The organism is Tepidimonas sp. (assembly GCF_046292505.1).
Lineage (GTDB): Bacteria > Pseudomonadota > Gammaproteobacteria > Burkholderiales > Burkholderiaceae_C > Tepidimonas.
Window position 1 is genome coordinate 1 of the sequence record NZ_JBKBQX010000129.1, and the last position, 999, is coordinate 999.

The following is a 999-nucleotide window of genomic DNA, read 5'->3' on the forward strand; positions in this document are numbered from 1 at the left end:
TGTTGTAGCGCAACAAATCCAACAACGTGACATCGGGCTGGTCGAACAGCGGCCGGGGCAGGTCCAGCAACTCCAGCCCCCCCACAGCCCATCGGAACACAGCAGGATGCGGTCGCCGTGCTCCAGCGGCAGCGGGCCCAGCACGTCGTACAGGGGCGGAGTGTCCGACCCCAGGCAGGTGAACAGGACGCTGCGGTGCACACCCGGCGGCAGTGGGGCAAACAACTCCGGCTTGTCATGGTAACTGTGGTCGCGCGTGCGCTGGAGCAGCCGGCCGCCGCGCACCCAGTACAGGCGCGAGTCGCCGCTGTGCAGCGCGGTGAGCTGACCGTCCTGCACCACGGCCGCCCCGGCCGTGGTGCGCGGGTGCTCGGCCAAGCCGTGCGCACGCGCAAAACCGACGATGGCCTGACTGGCTTGCAGCACCGTGGCCTCCAGAAAGGCGCGCGGATCGGCCAGCTTGGGGTGGGCCTGATCGACGAATGCCTGCACAAAGGTGCGCACCGCGATCTCGGCCGCCCGGTCGCCGTCGGGGTGGCCGCCCATGCCATCCGCCAATACCAGCAGCACCGCCTGACGGGTGTAGGTGTAGCCCAGGCGATCCTCGTTGCGCGCTCGCCCGCCGGTGTGGGTGGCTTGGTAGACGGCAAACTTCACGGCGGCTCCAGAAAGCTGGACCGCTGACTGTGGTGGCTGGCCGCCTCACGCCCGTCGTCCCCGGCCAGGCCGAGGCGCGCGCGCACGCGGTCCCACCAGCGCGGCGGCGTCGGTTCGGGCGATTCCTCGCGGGCCAGCTCGCGCTGCAGGGCAAAGACCGACTGCGGGCGCGACAGCGGATCCAGCGCCATGCACCAGCGCACCACGTCGAGCAGGTTGTCGGAGTACACGCCGCGCAGCCGCGCCAGCGACGCCTCCAGGCGATCCTTGTCCTGTCGCTGGATGTTGATGCAGACGGTTGTGAACAAAGACTCGCCCGTGATGAGCCGCTTGCCGGCCCCG

General features: G+C 69.9%; 1 protein-coding gene and 1 pseudogene. Both read right to left on the reverse strand.

Annotated elements, in window-relative coordinates; genetic code table 11:
* Window positions 1-657: PP2C family protein-serine/threonine phosphatase (locus ACK4TH_RS12215; protein ID WP_409626837.1), on the reverse strand; the 657-nt coding region annotated here is incomplete at its 3' end.
* A pseudogene (locus tag ACK4TH_RS12220) lies at window positions 654-999 on the reverse strand (hypothetical protein); the annotation flags it as partial. The pseudogene ACK4TH_RS12220 and the gene ACK4TH_RS12215, both read right to left, overlap by 4 nt.